Origin of the sequence: Gilliamella sp. B2717, assembly GCF_026536675.1 — a bacterium.
GTDB lineage: Bacteria > Pseudomonadota > Gammaproteobacteria > Enterobacterales > Orbaceae > Gilliamella > Gilliamella apicola_I.
This window is the reverse complement of record NZ_JAFNNQ010000009.1, coordinates 28372-49618: the sequence shown is the minus strand read 5'-3', so window position 1 is coordinate 49618 and position 21247 is coordinate 28372. Positions and strand designations below refer to the sequence as shown.

The following is a 21247-nucleotide window of genomic DNA, read 5'->3' as shown; positions in this document are numbered from 1 at the left end:
TTATACCCTTTTGCAATCAAATCTGCTCTTGCAGACGTTGAAAGCATGGATAGCTTTATTAATTAAGGTTATCGGTATAAATTGTTAATTGAATCAGTTAAATATATTAGAGGAACTAGTCAATGAGTAAGCAAGGTACAGAAACTCGTGGATTTCAATCCGAAGTTAAACAAATTCTTCATTTAATGATACATTCTTTATATTCCAATAAAGAAATATTTTTACGAGAGTTAATTTCGAACGCATCCGATGCGGCGGATAAATTACGTTTTAAAGCACTTGAAAATCCTAGCCTTTATGCTGGTGATGCTGAGCTTGGCGTACGTATTTCTGTGAACAAAGAAGCAGGAACTTTAACCATTGCCGATAATGGTATCGGTATGACACGTGATGAAGTTATCGAAAATTTAGGTACGATTGCCAAATCTGGCACCAAAGCATTTTTGGAATCAATCGGTAGCGATCAAGCTAAAGACAGCCAACTAATTGGTCAATTTGGTGTTGGTTTTTACTCTGCATTTATAGTAGCAGATAAAGTCACCGTCAAAACTCGTGCTGCAACAGCTAACGCTGATGAAGCGGTTATGTGGGAATCGGCTGGCGAAGGTGAATATACGATTTCTGATGATAATAAAGAGACACGTGGTACTGAAATTATTTTACATCTAAAAGAAGATGAAAAAGAGTTTTTAGATGACTGGCGTTTACGCTCAATTATCAGTAAATATTCTGATCATATTTCACTCCCTGTTGAAGTACAAACCATCGACGAAGAAAGCAAAGACGTAAAATGGGAAAAAGTAAACAAGGCTCAAGCCCTTTGGACTCGGAGTAAATCTGAAATTACCGACGAAGAGTACAAAGAGTTTTATAAACATATTTCTCATGATTTTGCCGATCCACTCAGTTGGAGCCACAACCGAGTAGAAGGTAAACAAGAATACACCAGTTTACTTTATATTCCGTCAAAAGCGCCTTGGGATATGTGGAATCGTGATAATAAACACGGTCTAAAACTTTATGTACAACGTGTCTTTATTATGGATGATGCAGAGCAATTTATGCCAAACTATTTACGCTTTGTAAAAGGTTTAATTGACTCTAATGATCTTCCATTGAATGTATCACGTGAAATATTGCAAGATAACAAAATCACCCAAAGTTTACGCAATGCATGTACAAAACGTGTATTACAAATGTTAGAAAAACTGGCTAAAGATGATAAAGAACAATATCAACAGTTCTGGAGCGAATTTGGCTTAGTGTTAAAAGAAGGTACGGGTGAGGACTATGCTAACCGTGAAGCTATCGCGAAATTGCTCCGTTTTGCTTCTACGCATTCGGATAGCAATGCGCAAACCATCTCCTTAGACGATTATATTAGTCGTATGCAAGAAGGTCAGGATAAGATCTACTACATTACCGCTGATAGTTATGGTGCGGCTAAAAATAGTCCACATTTGGAATTATTTAGCAAAAAAGGCATTGAAGTCTTACTATTATCTGATCGTGTTGATGAGTGGATGATGAGTAATTTAACTGAATTTGAAGGAAAACAGTTCCAATCAATCAGTAAATCTGACGAATCGATTGAAAAACTTGCCGTTCAAGATAGCGAAGAACAAAAACAAGCTGAAAAAGAGCTTGAACCATTTATTGAACGTGTCAAAGCAGTGTTAGGCGATAAAGTAAAAGAAGTTAAATTAACGCATCGTTTAACCAATACACCTGCAATAGTGACTACTGCAGCGGATGAAATGACCACGCAAATGGCAAAACTTTTTGCTGCTGCCGGTCAAAAAGCGCCTGAAATCAAATATACGTTTGAGATCAACCCTGATCATAAATTAGTAAAACGTATTGCTGATACACAAGACGAAACGGCATTTAGCGACTGGATTGAATTATTATTAGATCAAGCGCTACTGGCTGAGAAAGGATCATTAAGTGATCCAAGTAAATTTATTCAAACCATGAATAAACTGCTTGCAGAATAATCGAAAAATAATAAAACCCGATATTAGATTGTAATATCGGGTTTTTTATTAACTTTTATTTAAGTTAGGTAATCGAAATTTACTAAAAATATGATGCCTATCACATTTTCTTATATTTCTTCTTTTCATTTTCTGATGGCTATTCATAATACCTAAAGTTTACAATCAGACGGTGACAGATGAAAGTTTATAAAATTCTCAATAACAATGTAGTCGTTACACTTGACTCCAAAGGCAATGAACTCATTGTCACTGGTCGTGGCATTGGATTTAAAAAACGTGAGGGAGACTTGATTGATCCTAAACTGATTGAAAAACAATTTTCCCTCAACAATCAAGAAACGCTACCAAGATTTGCTGAATTACTATCCGAAATACCCATTGAAATATTCACTACTTCAGAAATCATCATTAATCACGCCAAGCAAGTCCTGAATGGAAAACTGCAAGATAGTATATATATTTCACTCACAGATCATATCCATTTTGCTATAGAGCGCCATAAACAAGGATTTGATATTCCGAATAGTTTTTTATGGGAAACAAAAAAACTTTATCCTAAAGAGTTTCAAGTAGGTTTATTTGCTTTATCGGTCATCAAAAAACGTTTATCCATTGAATTACCTGAAGATGAGGCGGGGTTTATTACCTTTCATATTATTAATGCTCAACTTAATGATACGATGCCCAATATCGTTAAAATGACCAAAATCATGCGTGAAATTCTTAATATCGTCAAATACCATTTTAATTTTGAGTATGATGAAGATTGTCTTTCTTATCAACGTTTTGTGACACACTTAAAATTCTTCTCACAACGCATTTTGAGTCAAACTCAACCGGTTCAACAAGATACCTCATTATATGAATTAATTCGTAAAAAGTATGAGCTAGCATATCTATGCACAAAACAGATTGATCTCCATTTAATTCAACAATATCAACATCCACTTACCGATGATGAAAGCCTGTATTTAACCATTCATATCGAACGACTACGCACTGAGCTCAAAAAATAATGTGATGTAGTTCACAATTCGAACATCTCAAAATGAGAAATCATATTCACTATCTTTTATTTATGCTAGCCTAAGCGAATAAATTTTGGATTGTTATTGCATAGCATTTTATGTTGTGTAAGCAAAACCTAATCACCTCAACTTGAGGTGGTTAGGTTTTTTTTTGCATTTAAAAAAGGATAAGGTATGAAAAACAAACAACTTGCCGAATCAATTATTGAATATGTTGGTGGTCAAGACAATATTATCAGTCTGGTACACTGTGCAACTCGTCTAAGATTTGCATTAAAAGATGATAATAAAGCTAATGCAGATATCCTCAAAAAACAAAAAGGGGTAATAACGGTTGTGCAAAGTGGTGGACAATTTCAAGTTGTCATTGGTAACAATGTGGCAGATGTATATAACAATATTATGCAACTAACCAACCTCAATGAGAAATCCAATGCCGAGGCACAACCAAATAAAAAATCAGGTTTTTTATCGAAATTAATTGATCTCGTTTCCGGCATTTTTATTCCTGTTCTAGTCGTAATAGTTGCCGGTGGGATTTTAAAAGGTTTAATCTCTTTATTACAAATTTTGGATATTGTCCGTGCACAAACACCAACCTATGAATTCTTGTATGCCATTGCTGATGCCCCACTCTATTATTTACCTATTATTTTAGGTTTTTCTGCGGTAAAAAAATTTGGTGGCAACCCCTATGTTGGAATGGCGATAGGTGGCGCCTTAGTTCACCCAAGTATCGCCAATATGATACCTAGCGGTCAATTTTCGTTAGAAACCGAAATGTTTTCAATACCAATACAATTAATTCCTTATGCATCATCGGTTTTCCCGATTATTTTGGCAGCTTGGTTCTATTCTTTACTAGAACGAACTTTCAATAGAATCATGCATGATTCATTTAAAAAATTTATTGCTCCCCTGCTCGGAATTCTTATCACTGTTCCATTAACTTTTGCGGTAATTGGTCCTGCGGTAACGTATGTCAGTAATGCTATCGCAAGTTGTATCATCTTCATGTATGAACTCAGTCCGGTTATAGCATCCATGGTTTTAGCGGCACTTTGGCAAGTCATGGTAATATTTGGTATTCACTGGGGACTTGTTCCATTTGCCTTAAATAACTTATCGGTTTATCAAAATGACTTTATGTTACCGATTCTGTTCCCTGCTGTGTTCGCACAAGTTGGTGCCGTATTAGCGGTAAGATTTCGAGCCAAAGATCCTGAATTCAAAGCATTAGCAAGTTCGTCGGTATTATCCGGTATTTTTGGGGTAACCGAACCGGCAATTTATGGTGTCAATTTACCATTAAAAAGACCATTTGTTATTGGTTGTCTTGCAGCAACTGTAGGTGGAGGCATTGTTGGTTATTATCACAGCGTCATTTATTCATTTAGTTTTATTAATATTTTCTCCTTCTTACAACTCATTCCACCAACAGGTATAGATGAAAAATTTTATGCGGTCGTCGTTGGTTGTATTCTGTCATTCACTTTAGCGCTGATTGCAACCTATTTATTTGGTATGCCAAAAACAAAATCGACAGTTCAAGATGATGCTGCAGCAACAAACAATCCTAACCCTTCTAATCCGGTTAATCTGCATCCTGTCACGATTTTCAGTCCGTTAACAGGAAAAATAATACCATTAAATCAAGTCAATGATCCCACCTTTGCCAGTGAACTAATGGGTAAAGGCATTGCTATTATTCCAACAGAAGGGAAAGCTTATGCCCCTGATGACGGTGAAGTCGTATCACTGTTCAGAACCAAACACGCTATCGGATTTCAAACTGATTCTGGCGTGGAAATATTAATTCATATCGGGATCGATACGGTTAAATTAGACGGTCAACACTTTCAAGCACATGTTCAAGCCGGTAGCCAAGTCAAAAAAGGCGATTTACTCGTCAGTTTTGATATCGAGGCAATCAAACAAGCAGGCTTTGAAGTTACCACGCCGATCATCATTACTAACAGTGATGACTATCAGAAGATCCAGACTATTCATCAATCAGAAACTATTGAAAAGGGTGACGTTTTATTGACGTTATCAGCAAATAAGGAGTAACACATGTTAACACAATTTCCGAATGATTTTCTTTGGGGCGGAGCAATTGCTGCCAACCAAGTTGAAGGAGCCTATCGTGAAGATGGCAAAGGTTTATCTACATCAGATTGTACACCCAACGGTTTATTTGGTGACATCATCGATCGTAATAAAAACACAATTACCAGCATTAAAGATCGTGCCATTGATTTTTATCATCGCTATCCTGAAGATATCGCTTTATTTGCTGAAATGGGATTTTCGTGTTTAAGAACGTCAATTGCTTGGACTCGAATCTTTCCAAATGGTGATGAAGAACAACCAAATGAAAAAGGACTGGCGTTTTATGACAAACTGTTTGACGAAATGTTAAAACACAACATCACCCCACTTGTCACCTTATCGCATTACGAAATGCCCTACTACCTTGTCACACAATATGGTGGATGGGGAAATCGTAAAGTCATCGAATTTTTTACTCGTTATGCCAAAACCGTATTTGAGCGTTACAAGAATAAAGTGAAATATTGGTTAACGTTCAATGAAATCAATATGTCATTACACGAACCCTTTACCGGTGTCGGATTGGATAGACACAGTAATAAAGAACAGATCTATCAAGCCATTCATCATCAGTTAGTCGCCAGCAGTCAAGCGGTAAAACTATGTCATCAAATTATTCCCGATGCCAAAATAGGTAACATGTTATTAGGCGCTGTTGCTTATCCTTTAACACCTAAGCCTGAAGATGTTTGGGCTACACTTCAAGAAAACCATGGTTGGCTATTTTTTGGTGATGTTCAAGTTCGAGGTTATTACCCGACTTATATGAAACGTTTTTTCAGAGAAAACAATATTAATTTAACGATTACCGAACAAGATCGACAAGATCTTAAAGAAACGGTCGATTTTGTATCGTTCAGTTACTATATGAGTTGTTGCGCAACTTCAGATGAATCACAAAAAACAAAAGGCAATATTTTAGATATGGTACCAAATCCTTATCTAAAAGCATCGGAATGGGGTTGGCAAATCGATCCAACAGGAATCCGTTATCTATTAAATATGCTTTATGAACGTTACCAAAAACCATTATTTATTGTTGAAAATGGTTTAGGCGCAAAAGATAAATTAGAAGCAGATGGCACGATAAATGATGATTATCGTATTAACTATATGAACGATCATCTTGTGGAAATTCGTGAAGCTATCGATGATGGTGTCGAAGTGATGGGCTATACCAGTTGGGGACCAATCGATTTGATTAGTGCTTCAAAAGCCGAAGTAACTAAACGTTATGGATTTATTTATGTCGATTTAAACCAAGACGGATCGGGAACGCTAAAACGCTATAAAAAGAAAAGTTTCTACTGGTATCAAGCGGTGATTGCATCAAAAGGCGAAGTTTTAAAATCTTAACTTTTGTGTCACACCTAAAATTGGAAAGTTACTGCTTACAGCAGGCAAAACCTAAATAGCATTAGAGATAACTTTGCTTAACCGGCTATTTAGGTTTTTGATAATTAAAAAAAGGATATAAAAATGAAAATAAGATATTTAACCTTCGCATTATTTAATATCATGTCTTATTCCGTTCTCGCAAACCCAATATCCAATAATCATTTACAACCTAGCTTTATAGAGAATGCTTTTATTACCGATAGTAAACTTGATTTTTCTACCCGTAATCATTGGAAATATTTAAAAGAAAATGCGGCTCAACCAAAAGAAGTGCACAGTGCTTGGGGACAAGTTTTCACGTTCAATTATAAATCGGGTTATCTGTTTGATACACTTGGATTTGATGTCACTTATGACAATGCAATAAAACTGGGTGCAAGTGACTATTTTGCAACCCGTAATCTACTTTATAACCACGGTAAAAGTTATAGTAAACACAATGCGCATGGCTTTAATAAATTTACTCAGCGTTATATAAAAATAAAACTGGGTGATGATAAGATAAATTTTAACGGGAAAGTGGGCTGGCATAGTGTGAAAGATTTAGGCATCATTAGCTCTTCACAACATTTAACACGAAACAGCTATCTCGGATTTAGTGGTATATTAAAATATGATGACTTTGCCTTTTCATTTGGTCGTTTAGACAGTGCCCTACCCCGTGAATCCGCCCAAAAAGTTCACTTTTTAACAAACGATCGTAAAAAAGTCATTGATCACATCTCAACAGTTGAAATGGCTTATAATGATAGTGATACCAAAATCGACTATTCTTATGGGGTCGCCAAAGATTATTTAAGACGGCATGCAATTGAATTATCTTATAAACCTGTTAAAAATTTAACTTTGGGTTCACAATTTTATGGTAGCTATGCGATGAAAAATTATGATGCCATGAAACAAAATAGAAAAGAGTTTGATTCCCATGCTTGGCACTATGCAACCGACATTGAATGGAAAGAAGAAGACTGGAGCATCAAAGTGGGGCTCGCCTATACCGATGCAAATAAACATAACGCTCTTGGGTATTATGGACGCCATATCGGTAAAAATAACCGTGGTCGTTTTAATGGACTTGCCGCGGCAGCAGCAGATTACATGCGCGATGGGGAACTTGTTTTCACCGCCGTATTAAATTATGATTTTATTAAGGATAATACCACTGGATTGTATATGAACTATGCTAAATTTAATTATAAGCATGACCGATTAAAAAATGGTGAGATCAACATTTTTAATATTTGGAAACCGAGTTCTGGCATGTTTAAAAATCTCTCGATTTTATCTAAATTTGGTTATGGATGGTCTTACAAAACGATGAGTGCCTCAGATGCGACACCAAACCTGAAACATGGAAGAGCACAACGTTCCCCAACCTTATCAGCGGAAACCGTTATCGATTATCGATTTAATTTATTTTAAAATTTTGTTAAATAAAGGATGAAACATGAAAAAATCTATTCAATTTATTAGCCTACTTTTTGTTATGGTCATATCAATTTCACAAGCTTTTGCCAGTGAAGTGACAATCTATTTAACCCGTCATGGTAAAACCATGTTTAACAACGTTCATCGTGCTCAAGGATGGTCTGATACACCATTAATTCAGTCTGGTATAGAAGTTGCTGAACAATTAGGACAAGGCTTAAAAGATGTCGAATTTATTACTGCTTATTCAAGTGATTTAGGCCGTGCACGACAAACTGCACGTATTATCTTAGAAAGTAAAGGTGATACGTTGGCAATTAATGAAATGGAAGCTCTGCGTGAAGCCTGCTTTGGCGATTTTGAAGGCGATCTAGATCCCAATATGTGGACTCCTGCTGCGCAACATTTAGGATATCCTTCTGACAAGGATTTAATGGCTGATCTTGCTAAAGGTAAAATAACACTACAAAAAATGTTAGATGCCGTGGCTGCGGTTGAAAAATCAGGACAAGCAGAAAATTATCAGCAAGTTAAAAAAAGAATGGAAGTCGCATTAAAAACCATTGCTGAATCAGCAAAAGCACAAGGTGGTGGTAACGTATTAGTTGTTTCACATGGTATTGCGATTATGTCTATGGTAGAAGATCTGCTTGATGCTCCAATCACCTCTCCATTAGGCAATGCCAGTGTTACCAAAATTCGTTATACCGATGAAGGTAAATTTATTGTCGAAAGTTTTGGCGATATGAGTTATGTCGAAAAAGGAAAACAAAGCACAAAATAACGTCTTAATTTTATTTGGCTTGCTTAGGTAAGCCAAATAACAAAATGTAATTGGCAATATCAACAAAAAACTAGAAATTTAGTGAATAAACAAGCATAATTTAATTTCAATGTTGAGCTCCAAATTTTAAGGTTTATATGTTTTATTCATCCGATTACGTTTCACCATTAGGGTTAATTACGCTGGCAAGCCGAAACAATCAACTTGTTGCTGTATGGATTGAAGGACAAAAATATTTTGGTGATACCGTCAATGCTCCCCTTGAAAGCAAACCTAACTTACCCATCTTTAACCACACAAAAAAATGGTTTGATCACTACTTTTCAGGAAAAAATCCGGCTATCAATCAACTTGATTTAGCCCCGATTGGTACGTCTTTTCGTCATCAAGTTTGGGATATTCTTTGTAAAATTCCTTATGGTGAACTCATCACATATGGCGATATAGCTAAACAAATTGCGAAAACCAATCAACTTGCAAGTATGTCAAGCCAAGCTGTCGGCGGTGCAGTTGGGCGTAATCCACTATCCATTATTATTCCTTGTCATCGAGTCATTGGCAGTAACGGCAGTTTAACCGGTTATGCAGGTGGCATTGATAAAAAAATTAAACTTCTGCAACTAGAAGGCGTTGATACCCTAAAATTAACGATACCTACTAAAGGCACTGCACTTTAAAAAATTTAGGTTATCAAGGAAAGGCAAAAAATTCATTAAATGGTGCGACTTATTGACGGTATAAGATTTCGCTCTCTTTTTGAGCATACCGATACGATGACTTATCAATATTTAGTTAAACTTGACTACAAATAGCCTTTATCTGATAAACAAATACGCATTTTATTTTGAACTTCTAAACGATTGTAATCTAAGTAATCCAAAATTCCTTCAGGATACTTTGAATTTGAATAACCGTAAACATCAAAATAGTGATGCAAACAACTATTCGGCTCGATATTCTTAAGTTGTATAAGATACAAAAAAGCAATATCTCCTTTAGTTAATTCATTTAATTTCAATTTGGTTGGTAAATAAACCCACTCTGTATTTTGGATATTATTTACCAGAATTTCCATCGTTTTTTTATCGTTTTTATTATTAACAAAAAAGAAATCAATATCAAAATCGTCAATACTACTGTTCCATGATAATTGTACACCTTTCTCAAAATAGATCGCTTCTATAATATCACGTTGCTGATTTGATGAATTTTTTGAATTATTTGGTCCAAATTCAAAGGATTTGGTGATACCAAAATCATTATATTGATACTCTTGGGCTTGAATAACAAACGACAAATGTGCTAATAATATAAAAATTATTGATATCTTCTTCATTATTAAATTACCTTAAAAAAGGGCTTTAGATATTTAAACTTTTTAACAGCTAATGAAATGATCACCGATAACTTTGATTGTGAGCGCATTCATTTGCGTATGGAACAAAATGTTTAAATATTCATCATCCTTATGTTTTATGTCATTAAATAAAACAGATAATAGTTATTTATGACTATCTCTACTTTTAATTGTGAACACCCATTATCATAATGACGATATTTTACGAGTTATCTGAACAATATAATATAGTGTGCCATTATAACCAATTTTTACTTTTTAAAACAGACGGATATAAATTTAAACCTGTTTAATGGTAAATATGGATTTTAACGTTTTTTAATTTTTATAATAGCGCCTTCACATTTATCCTTTGTGACCTTAAATGATGTCGCAAAATTGATTGCGAAAATTATTAATTAGTCAAATTTTTATAAAGATGTTTGAGGGCCATAATAGGATGATAAATCATCATTCTTGGGCCTGAGAAACGCATCACTTGCTTTATTTTTTGTTTATAATCTTTACGATAACAATGTTTTGGACAACGTTCACAGGTTGTTTTATCCTCACCAAATCGGCATAAGGTTAAGCGTTGCATTGCATATTTTAATAAATCATTACACTCATCACATAGCTGATTGTTAGGAACATGATGCTGTTTGTGACAATAAAAATAAATCATTGTGCTAACGGTGGCTTTTTCTTGTTGTATGTTAGGGCCTGTATTATTTGCTACCATAATTCAATACGTCTAAATCGAGAAAGTGTTAAAATTAAAAAATAGATGAATATGATCACAAGGAACAATAAAAATGGCAAGAATTATCAATAAAGATACGATTGTTTGTATGTCATTGGCTGCCAGACCAAGCAATTTTGGTACTCGATTTCATAACTTTTTATATGAGAAACTCGATCTCAATTATCTTTATAAAGCTTTTACTACTAATAATTTAAAAGATGCAATATATGGCATTAAAGCGTTAGCAATTCGTGGCTGCGCCATTTCTATGCCTTATAAAGAAGCCTGCATTGAATTTCTTGATGAACTCGATGAATCCGTTAAATCTATCCATTCAGTTAACACTATTGTGAATACTGACTATCATTTGAAAGGCTATAACACAGACTATATCGCTGTTGCAAAACTGATTGCTTTACATCATATTGATAACACGACCCCATTTGTATTAAAAGGCAGTGGTGGTATGGCTAATGCCGTGATTGGCGCCTTTTTCGATGCAGGTTTTACCCAAGGAATTATTGCTGCACGTAATCAAGAAAAAGGAGAAGCGTTAGCAAAACGATACAATTATCGTTGGGTAAAAGATGAAATTGAAATTTCACCCGAACAAGCAAAATTGATAATTAATGTCACGCCTATCGGGATGCAGGGCGGAAATGAGGAAAATCATTTAGCTTTTCCAGACAGCATGATTAACCATGCCGATATTGTTTTTGATGTAGTTGCCATGCCGGTTGAAACACCTTTGATGAGTTATGCCAATCGATTAAACAAAATAAGGATTTCAGGCGCAGATGTTGCAGTTTTACAAGCCCTTGAACAGTTTTACTTATATACGGGAGTAAGACCGAGTGAAGAACTGGTTAAGCAAGCTGCCGACTTTGCCAGACAAGCTTAACGTTTAATTCATCCACCAATTTAATTGGGTGGATGAATTAATTAACTTTATAGCACTTTATTGCATAGCTTGATGCAATTTATGATACACAGCTAATAATTTTTGATGCATGGCAAATTGTTCAACATCATCATCAACTGATTTAGCGGTCACTAAAGCGTCTTTTAGACCGTAAAATGTTTTTTCGCCAAGGGCATATTGCCACATTTTATCAACACAAGCTTGACCATACATTTTATTAAAGGCCTTTTGATAATCACGGAATTGGCTTGCATCACGTTGAAGAATAAAATTCACCAACGTTTGTAAACAACGATAATCATGATTTCTTTCAGCTGACAAAATAGATTCATTCATTTCTATCGTCCAATCAATCCATAGTTTAGCCTGTTCTAAATCCTGAGCGGCTAATGCAAGCATTGCTTTTAGCTCACCAACTCGTAATGTTAACCAAGCGTTATCTTTGCCTGTAGCGATACCAAGCAGTTCACGAATTCGTGCAAAATCATCTAATCCTTCTTCATCCAATTGTTCAATAATGGCAAGATATTGTTCAGCAGAATAGTTTTTTACTGGTAGTGATAAAATAAGATCACGAAGATGTATCGCCATGTTGTTATTGGCAATTAAAAGATCTTCAGGCGGATAAATTTCGGACATACCGACCGCCAATATACGGCAAGCATATACCCCTAAGTGCTCATAGTCCATAATTAATACTTCGGTATTTTGTTCATGGAAAATTGCCATAAGATTATTAAATTCTTGTTCGGTTGTTCCCGAAAAATCCCAATCTACAAATTCATAATCGGCTTGTTGTTTAAATAAATCCCATGATATTAAACCACTTGAATCAATAAAATGGGTTTCTAAGTTACTTAAATCCGCAATTTCATCATTATCAAAACTTGGTGGTGAGAAAACATCAAGATCTTTTAAACTTCTGCCTTGTAATAGTTCGGTCACCGTTCTTTCTAGTGCAACACCAAAATTAGGGTGAGCACCAAAAGAAGCATAACAAGTGCCATTGTGAGGATTAAACAACACCACACAAATCACAGGATATTTACCGCCGAGAGACGCATCAAAACAATAAAGTGGAAATCCTTCATTTTCAAGTGATTCAATTGATGCTAACACACTTGGGTAGCGATCAATCACTTCTTTTGGAATCGTCGGTAAACTAATTGCTTCAGCAATAATTTTATTTTTAACGTAGCGTTCAAAAATTTCAGATAAACCTTGCACTCTGGCTTCATTACGTGTATTACCAGCTGACATACCATTTGAAGCATATAAATTAGCAATTAAGTTTACTGGAACATAAACAATTGTTTGATCTGTTTGAGAAACAAATGGTAAAGCACAAATACCACGTTCACGATTACTTGACTGTAAATCGATGAGATCGGTTGCGTTTAATTCTTGTTCTGGATCATAAAATTGTAATAATTTTTCCGATAACAGGCCTTCTGGCAAAGTATTATCCTCAGGCACTGCAAACCATTTTTCCGTTGGATAGTGAACAAAATTAGCCGTTGCTGCTTGTTTTCCCAAATAAAAATCGGAAAAGAAATAATTAGTTGATAACCGTTCAAAATATTCACCTAAAGCCGATGCAAGTGCGGCTTTTTTACTTGCGCCTTTACCATTAGCAAAGCATAAAGGACATTGGGTATTTTGTATATGAACTGACCAAACATTAGCAACGGGATTAAGCCAAGACGCCTGTTTAACGTCTAATTGATATTTAGCTAATTGTTGATGGAAATAGTGGATTGAATCTTCAAGGGCGGCATCTTTGCCAGTAATATAAGTTTTCATAAATATTTAATCTTTAATTGCATTGATTTCCTCAAAAAAATGTACTCTAATATACAACGATTATTTTAGATAATCATCCTATAGTTTAGCTTTTTATATGCTTTAATAACCTAAATTTATGTGAAACTACATTGGGGAAAGATATGAAAGATTTTAAACCTATAGATTTACTTTTCTTTAATCGTTTAATCATGCCAAGTATATTAACCATTCTGTACTGGTTATCGTTAGCTTGCGTCGTTCTGAGTTGTTTATTCAATATATTCCAAGGTAATTTTTTTTATGGATTGTTCTGTTTAATTAGCGGGGCTATTGTTACACGTATTGGCTTCGAATTAATCTGTGTGACTTTTAGTATCAATAGAAATCTAGAAAAACTCGTTGCAATGCAATCTGAAAACACCAATAAACTCACTAATTCCGATAATTAAACATGCTCTTTTCTAATCCAACTAAATATATCCAACACTAACTGTTGGATATATTTAAAGCCCATCGAGGATTTACCTCAATAGCCAGTTCATTACCTTCTTTAGATTGCAAATGAATCATACCAGCATAAGCTATCATCGCACCATTATCGGTACAAAACGCAACTCTAGGGTAAAAAACTTCTCCTTTTCGCTGTTGCATTAATTGTGTTAATTTGTCACGCAAAGGCTTATTGGCACTCACACCACCAGCAATGACTAAACGGTTAAATCCCGTATGATCAAGTGCTCGTCGGGATTTAATGACCAAAGTATCGACTAACGCATCTTCGAAAGCACGGGCAATATCGGCTTTGGTTTGTTCATCAATCGCATTATTTTGACTATGCTGATGAATGGTATTGGCTGTGGCTGTTTTAAGACCAGAAAAACTAAAATCAAAACCTGGTCTATCTGTCATCGGTCGAGGAAAATGGAATCGAGAAGATAAGCCTTGCTCAGCTAATTTTGATAATTTCGCTCCTCCAGGATAATCAATCCCTAGTAATTTAGCAGTTTTATCAAATGCTTCACCTGCTGCATCATCAATGGATTCGCCAAGTAGCTGATATTCCCCTACTCCAGTCACACTGAAAAGTTGAGTGTGTCCCCCTGAAACTAATAAAGCCACAAAAGGAAACGCTGGCGGATTATCTTCAAGCATAGGAGCAAGTAAATGACCTTCCATATGATTGACGGCAATCGCAGGCACATTCCACGCATAAGCGAGTGATCGCCCAATCGAGGCTCCCACCATTAATGCTCCAATTAATCCGGGCCCAGCCGTATAAGCCACACCATCAATATCGCGCGAAGTTAAATTAGCTTCTTTTAAGGCCGCTTGAATCAGTGGTACGGTTTTACGAATGTGATCACGTGATGCAAGTTCCGGTACCACTCCACCATAATCAGCATGTAACTTGACTTGTGAATAAAGTTGATTGGCAAGCAATCCATGTTGATCATCATAAATCGCCACCCCTGTTTCATCGCAAGATGTTTCAATACCCAAAATTTTCATTACTGATTACCTGAAGAGTTGAATTTATCATCTTCGCTCCAATGATCTTGTTCGCTTATCTCTTTATCAGCAATACGGTGTTCTTCCGTTGCCCAGTCACCGAGATCAATAAGTTGGCAACGTTTACTACAAAAAGGTCGATAAGGACTAACGTCTGACCATTCGACTTGTTTTTGACAAGTCGGACAATTTACAAAAGTGTGTGTTTGATTACTCATTTCAGTTTCTTCAAAATAGACTTTACCATAACTAACAACAAGCTAGTTCAAATTCAATCGAATCATGTGTTGTGTTTTCACAAGTTTCAAGGGGTAAAAAACGGATACTATACCGTGACATATGTCCCGATACTTGAGGATAAACATTTTTATCTAATGAAACACGAACACGAATTAAGTTAATTTCTCCGTTAGTTTCTTGAAAAAAATTGTTACTACAATGATATTTTTTAAACTCGCCCAGCTGTCTTATAAGTTGCATACAAGAAGATAATGCCTCATCTAATAAAGACAACTGTTGCAGCCAATTTCTTACCTGAAGGTTTCGTGTTTCTTGAGACAGTTTCAACCATAAATAAAAGAAAGGCAGATCAAAACTACAACACCCACCCGGAATGGTTAAACGTTGCCTTATTGACGTAATAAAACGGTCGTCTTTTAATGACTGCCCTAAACGAGCGGTTGCATTAAATTTGACTAAAAACGAATCGAATCGGAGGATTAAATCACTGATTAGATCCTTATCAACACCATCAATATTCATCCATGAAATCAGTTTTTGTTTTTGTGATTCAATTTCTTTAATGAGTTCCCCTCTGACATCACTACGCTCTATTATCTCAAGAAGTTCAGATAAGGCATGGAAAAAGAGCAGCGCATTATTTTCATTCAAATGGCAATGCGTATTAATTTGTTTTAATAAAAATTCTAATCGTAACCAAGTACGCATTTTTTCATTTAAAGGATGTTCAAAAATAATATTATTCATACTTATCCATTCTTAATTTTTGAATTTTTTAAATATTGTTGATGTAATTTACAAACCTGCTGTTTTAATGAATCTAAATCATCATTGTTAATAATAATATCATCAGCATACGACAAACGTTTGCCAGAACAAACCTGTGAAAATATCATTTTTCGGGCTAATGACTCAACAATATGATCACGATTCATAAGACGTTCTAATTGCAATGATTCAGGTATATCTATCATTAATACGCGATCAGCAAAATGATGTAAATTATTTTCAACAAGTAATGGTACCACCCAAATGACATAATCAGCAGTTTGCTTTTCAATTTGAGCTTGGGTTTCTTGCTGTATAATCGGATGTAATAAACTGTTCAACCAAAGACGTTCATGGTCATTATTAAAAATAATTTCTCTTAATTGACGACGATCCAATTCACCGTCAGGTAAGACAATTTCTTGACTAAAATGTTTAACAATTTGAGAAAATGCTAAGGTGCCACTTTTTACAATTTGGCGAGCAATAATATCAGCATCAATAATTGGAACCCCTAAATCAGCAAATAGATGTGCAATGGTACTTTTACCACTGGCAATTCCACCACTGAGTGCAACAACATAAGGCATGAGACAATTCCAATTAAAAAAACAATTTTGCTTAGTATATCATACTACTGGCCTTCATTATATAACCTTAATCTCTGAAACAAAACAAGGAAAACGCATCGTAAAACAGCCCAATCCAATATACAAAATTAAACGCACAATCATTTTTTATAACATTATGAATATATTTAAACTATTATCAATTATTGTTGATATACAGGTTAAAATTCAACCTCAGTTATTTTGTAACAAAAGTCAGATAACATTCACCTTAATAAACACAATTAAACCTTGTTGAGCAGAAATAAAATAAAAATCAATGAAAGAAAGGGTTGGCATTATTAACTTAGCTGTATATAATCACATATATCTGTATAAATAAACAGGAAAATCGAATGAGACCATTAACTGAACGCCAACAGCAAATTTATGATTTAATCAAAGATAATATTCAGACTACCGGAATGCCACCAACACGAGCAGAAATAGCTAAAATATTAGGTTTTCGTTCAGCTAATGCAGCAGAAGAGCATTTAAAAGCTTTAGCCAAAAAAGGCGCTATTGAAATGATTGCTGGCTCATCAAGAGGTATCCGCCTGTTACTTGAAAATCATGAAAAAAATGAAGCGGAAGGTCTACCGCTTATTGGTCAAGTAGCAGCCGGTTCACCGATTCTTGCTCAAGAACATATTGAAAGTTATTATCAAGTGGATCCCAATTTATTTAAACCCAATGCCGATTTTTTATTACGTGTACAGGGAATGTCAATGAAAGATATCGGTATATTGGATGGTGATCTACTGGCGGTGCATAAAACTCAGGATGTTAAAAATGGACAAGTTATTGTGGCACGAATTGAAGATGAAGTGACAGTTAAACGCTTATCTCGCCAAGGTCGATATGTACATTTGATTGCCGAAAATAGTGAATTTTCTCCGATTCTGGTTGATCTTGAACAACAAAATTTTGCTATTGAAGGCATAGCTGTGGGTATCATTCGCAATGGATCATGGTTGTAACTTAGTATAAAATAGTCACAAATTATAGCTAATTCAGGAGAAAATGGTATGTGGCTATTTTGGTTATTTGAAGCGTTAGGATTTGTTGCCGTTATTATCCTCATTTTTGTTTATTGCCGTTTTCGTAAACAAGGATTTTGGTCGTTTCTTTGGCGGCGTTTAAAATGGGTGGCTATTGCTATTCTTGTGGTTTGGCTTGCTATTGCAATATTGTGTCGAAATCACTTATTTAGTGCGGTTCACTGTTATTTTCGTGGTGAAAGTATGCATGCCAACACCAAATACTCAATCTATTTAAGTGAATGCCAAGTTGAAACGCCAAGTGGTAGTTACGTGCCAATCGAACGATCCCGAGCGATACCGGGTTCAAATGACCACCATAATGAAGATAATACTATTGATTATTACCATTAATATTCAATTTAACTAAAAATTCAGATAAAAAAATAAGGTAATTTCGGTGAAAATTACCTTATTTTTATTTCAGTTATGTGATTTTACATTCTGTTTTAACAAACCTTATTAACATCAAAATTATTTAGTCATTTCACTTAACAAAGAATGTTGTAAACTTGAAGCATTGTCAAAATCCGTCAACTCATTACCATTAATAGCTTGTGGTACTTTGGAACCTTCTAATGGTTTACCCAGTACCTGCGACGCTAGTACTAAACCTTTATGCTCCATAACAGAATGGGTATAAAAGTTAATCAAATCTTGTTGGGTAATTTTTTTCAATTGATTGATTTTTTTCTCACGTGAATCAAATTTAAAGCGTGATAAACGATAATCTGACAGATAAAGATTTAATTCTTCCTCTAGCGTTTGTGGCGGCATTGTCAATTCATTGAGCACGCCTTTTTTATATTGCTCAACATCTTGATCGGATAATTCTTTCAATTTACTTAACATGCTAGGATAAAAATCTTGATAGCGTTTAAGTAAATAATCAGGATCATACTGATTACTTTGAATTAAAAATCCTAATCCTGACGACTCACCTATGGTAAACGGAATGGTAAACACGGCATAACCAAGCTGCTCGTTACTGCGCAACTGCTCATAAAAAGAAGGTTCAATCATTTTGGTTAGCGTATAACTTAAAACTTGTCCCTCGATTTCACTATAATTCGCTGGAATATATCCAATCATTAAAGCATTGTCGCTCGAAGTTGCATGTTGCGTAATTTTTGCTGTCTGTGTCGATGTTATTTTTATCGTTGGTTTTGGTTCAAACTCGATATTCGCATCCAACGTTTTTTGTATTTCCTGATAAAGTTTGAGTGAATTATCGTTCGATATATTCCCTAAACTGATCATATAAGGAACGGATTTCGACAGTAACTTATCTCGATAAGCCAATACATCATTCACACTGATATCCACTGTTATTCGGCGTTTATCACTGCGTTCGAAGTAAGGAATATAAGATAAAGCTTTAACTGGTTGCATCGATAATAAATAACTATTAGCATGATCGGCGGCATCAAGTTTTTGAAGATACCAGGATTTCGCTAATGCTAAACTTTGCTCATCAATATTAACATTTCGATAGCTATTTAAGACAGCGGTTATCATATCTGGCAGATGTTGATTAAAGCCTGTTGCAGTGATCATTAGTCCATTATCACCCGAACATGATAAAGACATACCTGCGACACCAGCCTGAAATTCTAACTGCGCTAAATTTCGACTGACAATATAGTCAAGTAAGTAAAAAATGACCTGTGATTTTACATCTTTAAATGCCTCGTTATTGCGCAATGAAACCACTATGGCAGCTTTCGGATCTTGTTTAAAATATTGACTAGCTAAATGAATATGATTTCCCCGTTTGTTAAACTCAACGGCTGGTAATGGAGTTTCACTTTGCTTTACAATCGAAAAGTCATCGGGGATATAAGGATTGAGCGCTGGTAAGGTAAACGAGAAATCTTTACCTAACGCTGTCCAATTTAATTTTTCTTCTTTAGTAATGTTATCAATTTTGTAAGGCGCTTCAACAAAATAAGCGGTTTTATTGGTTGCTTGATTCGGTGAAATCGTCCATATCCGGGCATTATCGGCAGTTAAACTTTTTAGTCGGGCGATAATTGCAGACTTATCAAAATGCGTTGCAATATAATCTGAATTAAGAACATTTTGAATTGGATATAGCAACATCTGATCCGATAACCATTCAACATAGGACATATCCCGTTCAATATCTTGATATTTAAATCCTAAATCTAAGACTTTCTTAAACTCCTCATAATAAGCTTCGGTTACACCTTCTTTTTGAATTAACTGCAAATAATTAAAAATAGCGCCAATAACTTTATCTTTCTGGCTAAGCCCTGCATCGGTTAAACTGACATTAATACTAAAAATACCACTATTGCCATATCGATTAGGTGAAATCGAGGAGGATATACTTTCGATTAATCCTTGTTTTTGAAGTTGGTCAGATAATGTATTTTGGCTACTGTTACTAATTAAATAAGTGATATATTCATCACTTTTATCGGCAAATTTAGCTAAATTGTTTTCAATGGGAAATTGCAATAACAACAACTTTTTAGGTTGTGCAGGAATCATATAAATTTGTTTACCTAACGTATCCGACGTCATTGCCTGCTTATCAATTTTTGGCGCAATAGTATGGCGATTGGGAATCTTTCCATAGGTATCTTCGGCTAATTTTGCCAATTTATTTATCGATTGATTACTGTAAATGACCCCGACCATAATATTGGCAGAATAATAATCGTGATGAAAATTGACTAAGGCATCTTGTAGTTTACTGTCTGGCTTATCACTTAATGTTTCTAAGTTACCCCCTGAAAATTGTGATGCAGGATGTTCGGGATTAATGGTTTCAGCATTAACTTGTTCAATTCTAAAACCATCATTGGATCGTGCCATAGTCAATTCGGCATTAACGGCATTGCGTTCTTTATCGGCAAATTTAGGATCTAAGATAGGCTCGGCAATGGCATCAGCTAAATAATCCAATGCTTTATCAAAAGCACTATTTTCAACTTCAAAATAAAATGCGGTACGATGTGCGGCAGTACTTGCATTATAACTGCCGGTGTGACGGCTTAAAAATTTAGAAAAACTTGCTGGTTTAGGATACTTTTTTGAGCCCATAAGTACCATGTGCTCAGTATAATGCGCTAAGCCTTGCTGTGCTTTTGGATCTTGCAATGAACCAACCGGTAGCGCTAGTGAGCCAAGCGATTTGACTGCATTGGGATCAGACACCAGTAATACCTGCATTTTGTTTGGTAACTCAATCACTTCATATTGACGTTTATCTCGTTCACTTTGTTGTACCTTTTCCAATAATACAGGGTGAACAAGCTTATTATCAATTGCGCTAGAAGAGTTGGAAATAATGAATCCTAACGCAGTAAAAATAATCAATTTAATTTTCATCTTATTCATATAATTTTCCCATTTAAAAAACTATTATAGTCTTAATTCAACAATTAAGGGCAAAAAAACATAAATAAACAATAGCTATCAAACTAAACAAAACTACACCAAATATTTCTATTCTTTGTTATATGTATTTTATATAATCCACGCGTTTGGATAACCTAAACCATGTAATTAAAAT

The 21247-nt window shown here is 35.1% G+C and carries 19 protein-coding genes; 11 read left to right on the top strand and 8 right to left on the bottom strand.

Annotation, left to right across the window (positions count from 1 at the left end; genetic code table 11):
• Window positions 1-122 precede the first annotated feature (122 nt).
• The 7 genes from htpG to J3U35_RS02295 all read left to right on the top strand — a co-directional run bounded on the left by htpG (window position 123) and on the right by J3U35_RS02295 (window position 9427).
• Window positions 123-1997, top strand: coding sequence for a molecular chaperone HtpG (gene htpG / locus J3U35_RS02325; RefSeq protein WP_267359290.1), 1875 nt, complete (start codon window positions 123-125; stop codon window positions 1995-1997).
• A 179-nt stretch (window positions 1998-2176) separates the two neighbouring features.
• The gene (gene licT, locus J3U35_RS02320; protein WP_267359289.1) at window positions 2177-3016 is read left to right on the top strand and encodes a BglG family transcription antiterminator LicT; all 840 of its coding nucleotides are present in this window, start codon (window positions 2177-2179) and stop codon (window positions 3014-3016) included.
• Between the two features lie 186 nt (window positions 3017-3202).
• Window positions 3203-5098 carry a beta-glucoside-specific PTS transporter subunit IIABC gene (locus tag J3U35_RS02315; protein WP_267359287.1) on the top strand — a complete coding sequence of 632 codons (1896 nt, stop codon included), beginning with the start codon at window positions 3203-3205 and terminating at the stop codon, window positions 5096-5098.
• Window positions 5099-5101: 3 nt separating this feature from the next.
• Complete coding sequence (locus tag J3U35_RS02310; RefSeq protein WP_267359285.1) at window positions 5102-6496, top strand: glycoside hydrolase family 1 protein; 1395 nt, start codon at window positions 5102-5104, stop codon at window positions 6494-6496.
• A gap of 123 nt (window positions 6497-6619) precedes the next feature.
• Window positions 6620-7960 (top strand): OprD family outer membrane porin, encoded by a 1341-nt coding sequence (locus J3U35_RS02305; protein ID WP_267359283.1) that lies wholly within the window; start codon window positions 6620-6622, stop codon window positions 7958-7960.
• Window positions 7961-7985: 25 nt separating this feature from the next.
• A complete protein-coding gene (locus tag J3U35_RS02300; RefSeq protein ID WP_267359281.1) occupies window positions 7986-8750 on the top strand; it encodes a histidine phosphatase family protein in 765 nt (254 codons plus the stop codon).
• A 137-nt stretch (window positions 8751-8887) separates the two neighbouring features.
• Window positions 8888-9427, top strand: a complete 540-nt coding sequence (locus J3U35_RS02295; protein WP_267359279.1) for a methylated-DNA--[protein]-cysteine S-methyltransferase — start codon at window positions 8888-8890, stop codon at window positions 9425-9427.
• A 125-nt stretch (window positions 9428-9552) separates the two neighbouring features.
• On the opposite strand, the gene J3U35_RS02290 is transcribed toward J3U35_RS02295, so the two are convergent.
• Together J3U35_RS02290 and J3U35_RS02285 are read right to left on the bottom strand one after the other, a co-directional pair.
• Window positions 9553-10086: a hypothetical protein gene (locus J3U35_RS02290; protein WP_267359277.1), complete on the bottom strand. Its 534-nt coding sequence runs from the start codon at window positions 10084-10086 to the stop codon at window positions 9553-9555.
• A 415-nt stretch (window positions 10087-10501) separates the two neighbouring features.
• Window positions 10502-10828, bottom strand: a complete 327-nt coding sequence (locus J3U35_RS02285) for a nitrous oxide-stimulated promoter family protein (RefSeq protein ID WP_267359275.1) — start codon at window positions 10826-10828, stop codon at window positions 10502-10504.
• 82 nt (window positions 10829-10910) lie between these two features.
• Between J3U35_RS02285 and J3U35_RS02280 the strand changes: the two genes are divergently transcribed.
• Window positions 10911-11732 (top strand): shikimate 5-dehydrogenase, encoded by an 822-nt coding sequence (locus J3U35_RS02280; RefSeq protein ID WP_411599248.1) that lies wholly within the window; start codon window positions 10911-10913, stop codon window positions 11730-11732.
• 57 nt (window positions 11733-11789) lie between these two features.
• Here the strand turns inward: J3U35_RS02280 and ycaO are convergent, their stop codons facing one another.
• Entirely contained in the window at window positions 11790-13556 is a 1767-nt protein-coding gene (ycaO, locus tag J3U35_RS02275; protein ID WP_267359271.1) for a 30S ribosomal protein S12 methylthiotransferase accessory factor YcaO, read from the bottom strand.
• Between the two features lie 143 nt (window positions 13557-13699).
• Here ycaO and J3U35_RS02270 point away from each other — a divergent pair, with 143 nt between their 5' ends.
• On the top strand, window positions 13700-13987 hold the full coding sequence (locus J3U35_RS02270; RefSeq protein ID WP_267359269.1) for a DUF4282 domain-containing protein: 288 nt from the start codon (window positions 13700-13702) through the stop codon (window positions 13985-13987).
• Window positions 13988-14024: 37 nt separating this feature from the next.
• Here the strand turns inward: J3U35_RS02270 and tsaD are convergent, their stop codons facing one another.
• The 4 genes from tsaD to coaE are packed head-to-tail and all read right to left on the bottom strand — an operon-like array spanning window position 14025 to window position 16645.
• Window positions 14025-15047 (bottom strand): tRNA (adenosine(37)-N6)-threonylcarbamoyltransferase complex transferase subunit TsaD, encoded by a 1023-nt coding sequence (tsaD, locus tag J3U35_RS02265; RefSeq protein ID WP_267359268.1) that lies wholly within the window; start codon window positions 15045-15047, stop codon window positions 14025-14027.
• Entirely contained in the window at window positions 15047-15265 is a 219-nt protein-coding gene (gene yacG, locus J3U35_RS02260) for a DNA gyrase inhibitor YacG (RefSeq protein ID WP_267359266.1), read from the bottom strand. Before yacG ends, tsaD begins: the two co-directional genes overlap by 1 nt.
• A 31-nt stretch (window positions 15266-15296) precedes the next feature.
• Window positions 15297-16034 (bottom strand): cell division protein ZapD, encoded by a 738-nt coding sequence (gene zapD, locus J3U35_RS02255; RefSeq protein WP_267359265.1) that lies wholly within the window; start codon window positions 16032-16034, stop codon window positions 15297-15299.
• Window positions 16035-16036: 2 nt separating this feature from the next.
• Window positions 16037-16645: a dephospho-CoA kinase gene (gene coaE / locus J3U35_RS02250; protein ID WP_267352197.1), complete on the bottom strand. Its 609-nt coding sequence runs from the start codon at window positions 16643-16645 to the stop codon at window positions 16037-16039.
• Between the two features lie 374 nt (window positions 16646-17019).
• Between coaE and lexA the strand changes: the two genes are divergently transcribed.
• Together lexA and J3U35_RS02240 are read left to right on the top strand one after the other, a co-directional pair.
• The gene (gene lexA, locus J3U35_RS02245) at window positions 17020-17643 is read left to right on the top strand and encodes a transcriptional repressor LexA (protein WP_267352198.1); all 624 of its coding nucleotides are present in this window, start codon (window positions 17020-17022) and stop codon (window positions 17641-17643) included.
• A gap of 48 nt (window positions 17644-17691) precedes the next feature.
• A complete protein-coding gene (locus J3U35_RS02240) occupies window positions 17692-18057 on the top strand; it encodes a hypothetical protein (protein ID WP_267352199.1) in 366 nt (121 codons plus the stop codon).
• Between the two features lie 120 nt (window positions 18058-18177).
• On the opposite strand, the gene ptrA is transcribed toward J3U35_RS02240, so the two are convergent.
• On the bottom strand, window positions 18178-21072 hold the full coding sequence (ptrA, locus tag J3U35_RS02235) for a pitrilysin (RefSeq protein WP_267359263.1): 2895 nt from the start codon (window positions 21070-21072) through the stop codon (window positions 18178-18180).
• Window positions 21073-21247: the final 175 nt, after the last annotated feature.